The 4,386-nt window shown below is 58.4% G+C and carries 6 protein-coding genes; 1 reads left to right on the forward strand and 5 read right to left on the reverse strand.

Annotation, left to right across the window (positions count from 1 at the left end; all coding sequences use genetic code 11):
• On the forward strand, window positions 1-297 hold a 297-nt coding region (locus ACIQ5B_RS10360), incomplete at its 5' end, for a squalene/phytoene synthase family protein (RefSeq protein WP_397598950.1).
• Window positions 298-450: 153 nt separating this feature from the next.
• Here ACIQ5B_RS10360 and ACIQ5B_RS10365 read toward each other — a convergent pair.
• The 5 genes from ACIQ5B_RS10365 to queC all read right to left on the reverse strand — a co-directional run bounded on the left by ACIQ5B_RS10365 (window position 451) and on the right by queC (window position 4,377).
• A complete protein-coding gene (locus tag ACIQ5B_RS10365) occupies window positions 451-1,254 on the reverse strand; it encodes an inositol monophosphatase family protein (protein WP_397598951.1) in 804 nt (267 codons plus the stop codon).
• Window positions 1,247-2,593 (reverse strand): TldD/PmbA family protein, encoded by a 1,347-nt coding sequence (locus ACIQ5B_RS10370; RefSeq protein WP_397598952.1) that lies wholly within the window; start codon window positions 2,591-2,593, stop codon window positions 1,247-1,249. Before ACIQ5B_RS10370 ends, ACIQ5B_RS10365 begins: the two co-directional genes overlap by 8 nt.
• A 46-nt stretch (window positions 2,594-2,639) precedes the next feature.
• Window positions 2,640-2,987: a hypothetical protein gene (locus ACIQ5B_RS10375; protein ID WP_397598953.1), complete on the reverse strand. Its 348-nt coding sequence runs from the start codon at window positions 2,985-2,987 to the stop codon at window positions 2,640-2,642.
• Between the two features lie 71 nt (window positions 2,988-3,058).
• The gene (gene queE / locus ACIQ5B_RS10380; RefSeq protein ID WP_397598954.1) at window positions 3,059-3,697 is read right to left on the reverse strand and encodes a 7-carboxy-7-deazaguanine synthase; all 639 of its coding nucleotides are present in this window, start codon (window positions 3,695-3,697) and stop codon (window positions 3,059-3,061) included.
• Window positions 3,694-4,377 carry a 7-cyano-7-deazaguanine synthase QueC gene (queC, locus tag ACIQ5B_RS10385; protein WP_397598955.1) on the reverse strand — a complete coding sequence of 228 codons (684 nt, stop codon included), beginning with the start codon at window positions 4,375-4,377 and terminating at the stop codon, window positions 3,694-3,696. The genes queE and queC overlap by 4 nt, the downstream gene beginning before the upstream one ends.
• Between the last annotated feature and the right edge of the window lie 9 nt (window positions 4,378-4,386).

Here is a 4,386-nt window from a genome sequence, read left to right on the forward strand (position 1 = left end):
AAACTGGCGCTGATGGGCCGTTGGCTGGCGGACGAAGCCGAACAATATGAAGCGTCGGCACGCGTCGGCGCCGCGAACCTGCCGCTGCGTGCGCGATGGGCGGTGTTATCCGCCGCTGGCATTTATGGCGAAATCGCCCGCAAAGTCCGCGCCGCCGATAGCCACGCGTGGAACCAACGTATTTTCACCAGCCGGCCCGAAAAGTTTCGCTGGGTACGCAAAGCGTTTGTCGATGCTGTTGCGAACAACCCGCGTGCCATGGACCGCGACGCTTTGTGGACGCGGGCGAGGGTTTAGCTCTCAAGCTCTGCATCCAGACATTGTTTCAACTCCCCACATTCGTCATCCTGAACTTGTTTCAGGATCTTACTTTTTCGACGTGGGCAAGTAAGACCCTGAAACAAGTTCAGGGTGACGGTGATGGGCATTTGGACGTTGCCTAAATCAACGTCAAACGGACGGATTTAACAACCGCGCCGCGCGCCCCGACAAGCGCTCCACCGCGGCGTCATGTATTCCCGGCGCGCAACAAATCAGGCCGAAATCCAATGGTTTGCGCTTATTATACAATATCGGTCCGCCAAGCGCATCGGTCACGACTGCGCCTGCTTCCTGCGCGACGAGGTGCGCCGCGGCGATGTCCCATTCATTGCCCCAGCGCAGCGTTGCGACCAAGTCGGCACGGTCACAGGCGACCATCGTCATCCGCATCGCGATGCTGTTGGGCTTGGTCACGGTCACAAGGTCCGCATCGAGCCGCGGCAATTCATCGGCGGGCACGCGTGATCCGTTGAAATCCAATCGTGTGCTGCCCGACAGAGGCGCATTGTTGCACGTCACGCCTTCGCCGCGTGCCGCGACCCAGATTTTGTCTTCGGCCGGCGCGGCCATCACCGCAAAGACCGGAATACCATCGGCCACCAAGGCAACCGACACGCACCATCCGCTGCGCCCGCGCACATAATCGCGTGTGCCGTCAATAGGGTCGACCAGCCACAACAGCCGCGCATCCAGGCGCTTTTGGTCATCCAGCGTCTCTTCGGACAGCCATGCCGCCTCCGGCAAAATTGCCTGCAAACGTGTCGTCAGCAACGCGTCGACGGCCATGTCAATTTCGCTCACGAAATTGTCGCGGCTCTTCTCCCATACCTTGGCATCGGGCACTGCGCCGTCGCGCCAGCTGGCAAACGCCAACGCCGCAGCTTCCTGCGTGGCTGCGATTACGGCGTCTCTATCAAGCTGGCGTTCAGGCACCTGCGATCATCATGCCGTCGATCCGCAAGGTCGGCACATTGATGCTGCGGATCCATTCCAGATCGTTCGCGGCGGTCATTGCTGCAAACATATCCTTCAAATTGCCGGCAATGGTAAATTCGCTCACGGGTCCGGCAATTTCGCCATTGATGATCAGGAAACCGGCGGCACCACGGCTGTAATCGCCCGTCACCGGGTTCACGCCCTGCCCAGCCAGTTCGTGCACATAGACGCCATGTTTGATATCCGCGATCAGTTCGGCAACGCTGACACTGCCGCCCTCCAAATGCACATTGGATGGGCTGACGCCCGGTGCGCCGCTCACGCCGCGGCTGGCATGGCCCGTGGGTTCCAATCCCAATTGCCGCGCCGATGCGCTTTCCATCAACCAGCCGGTCAAAACGCCATTTTCGATAATGGCACGGCGCGCCGTGGGCAGGCCTTCGCCATCAAAGGCGCGCGACCCAAGCCCGCGCTGCACATGCGGATTGTCGATGATTGATATGCCGCTGTCGAACAATTGCGCGCCGAGCGATTCCAGCAGGAAGCTTGTTTTGCGGGCAATGGCCGACCCGCTAATCCCACCCAGCAAATGCCCAACAAAAGAACTGCCAACGCGCGGGTCAAAGACCACGGGCATCTGTCCGCTTTTGATGGTGCCGGGGTTCAACCGTTTCACGGCGCGTTCACCGGCACACGTGCCGACGCTGGCGGGGCTGGCGAGATCGGCAAGATGCCGCGCCGAACGCCAGTCATAATCGCGTTCCTTGGCATCGCCATCGCCCGACAGCACGCTGGCCGATATGCCATAGCCTGATCCAGCCTTTACGCCTGCAAAGCCGTGGCTGGTGGCGAGCGCAAAGATCGAGCGCGACGCGCTTGCGCCAGCGCCTTCGCTGTTGGTGACGCCCGGAACGGCGCGTGCGGCGTCTTCGCATTCAAGCGCTGCTGCGCGAAGCTGTGCGGGATCGGGGTCTTGGCCATCATCGCTGTCGAAGTCCGGAATTGCGCCCATGAGCAGCCGGTCGTGCGGCGCGAGACCCGCATATTGGTCTTCGGGTGCTTCCTTCGCCATGTCGATCGCGCGGGCCACCAAACCGGCCAGAATATCGGGGTTCATGTTGGACGATGAAATCGTCGCCGACCGCTGGCCGACAAAAACCCGCAAGCCGATGTCTTCGCCTTCGGATCGGGCCACATCCTCTAACTGGCCCAGCCGCACCTGAACGTCCGTAGATGCTTCACACACATATACGGCATCGGCGGCATCGGCACCGGCTTTAATGGCTTGGGAAACGAGATTGTGCGCGCGATCAAGCGCTTCTTGAGGTTTAAGCATGATTCCCGCTTAGGCGCGGGCCGTTCCAGCGTCAATCAAACGGCGGTCAAAATACCGTGAACAAAACCGCCAAAATCGCCGGAATGACCAAGGCGGCAATCCAAAGCTTCAACCGGTCCGCGACATAATACGTCTTCAGGCCATCGCCATTATACGCAGCGGCATCCAGCGCCTGCCAGCGACGCTCCATATTACGGCATGGCGGAATGACTACAGCCACGAAAAAGACCAAGACAAAATAAGGGAAAATCGACGTACCACGCGATTCAATGGTGGGCGTCACCAAAAATATCAGTGCCAATGTGTAGACCACCAGCGCAAAGGCGACATGATCGGACATACGTTTTGAATAGCTTTTATAGCTGCGCAATTGCGCTTGTTTGGCTTTTGCCATTTTCCCGATCTCCTCTTCCCGTCATAAGACTGTCATCTTTGGGAAAAGGTTTCAAGCATATTTAATAAGGGTCAGGGCAACCCCAAAATCTTGTGATTTTGCAAGGATAAGCGCCATTTTGGGCGGTCCATGACGAAGCGTGTCGCGTCCTCTACGCTGGCCGCGTTCAACACCGCGTCGCCTTTATCCATGGGCTGGATGAGGAAATGGTCAAATTGCCATCCTTCCATACGGTCCAAATCACTCGCCAATTGCGGCCAGACGAGTTTCAGTTCATCGCCATGATGTTGGACCACGTCGGATCCTGCCTTGGGGCTGATGCAGACCCAATCGATGCCGGGATGAACCGCGATAGTGCCGTTGCTTTCAATGGCGATCTGAAACCCGTGCGCATGCAATGCGTCGACAATCGCATCATCGACCTGCAACATGGGTTCGCCGCCGGTTATCACGACATAGCGCGATTGCGTGCCATCACCCCATAAATCCGCAACTTTTGCCGCAAGGTCAGCCGCGTCATAACGGCCGCCATTTTCGCCATTCATGCCGACAAAATCAGTATCGCAAAATTGGCAAATGGCCGAACTGCGGTCTTCTTCGCGGCCCGTCCACAAATTACATCCGGCAAAGCGCAGAAATACCGCACGGCGGCCCGCATGGACGCCTTCGCCCTGAAGCGTCAGGAAAATCTCTTTAACCGCGTAGCTCATGCGTAAACGGTGGGGTCGGGCAATCCCGCATCGGCAAAGCCCTTGGCCCGCAAACGGCAACTGTCACAGCGGCCACAGGCTTTGTTATCGGGCGTCGGATCGTAACAGGACCAGCTCATGCCCGCATCAAGGCCAAGCCGCGCCGCTTGCGTGGCGATATCGGCCTTGCTCATGTGCAGCAACGGCGTGTGGACACTGAAATGATCGCCTTCAACACCCGCCTTGGTGGCCAAATTGGCCATGCTTTCAAAGGCACGGATGAATTCCGGGCGGCAATCGGGATAGCCCGAATAATCGAGCGCATTGACCCCAATCCACAAATCCCGTGCACCGCGTGCTTCGGCAAGGCCAAGGCATAAGGACAGGAATATCGTGTTGCGCGCGGGCACATAAGTGATCGGGATAGCGTTTTCTTCAACGCCCTCTTTGGGAACAGCAATGTCCGCGGTCAGCGCGGAGCCACCAAAGCGTGTCAGATCAAGCGGCAGGACGATATGTTCAATCGCCCCCAAATGCGCCGCGATGGTCGCGGCACTATCAAGCTCAATCCGGTGGCGCTGGTTATAATCGATGGTCAGCGCGATAAGGTCATAGCCTGCCTCGCGCGCCAAGCCGGCAACAACCATTGAATCGAGGCCACCGGACAACAGAACGATGGCAGATTTGGATTTTGCGGTCATTGCGAGAGG

It is taken from the genome of Sphingorhabdus sp. (assembly GCF_044374345.1).
Lineage (GTDB): Bacteria > Pseudomonadota > Alphaproteobacteria > Sphingomonadales > Sphingomonadaceae > Sphingorhabdus_B.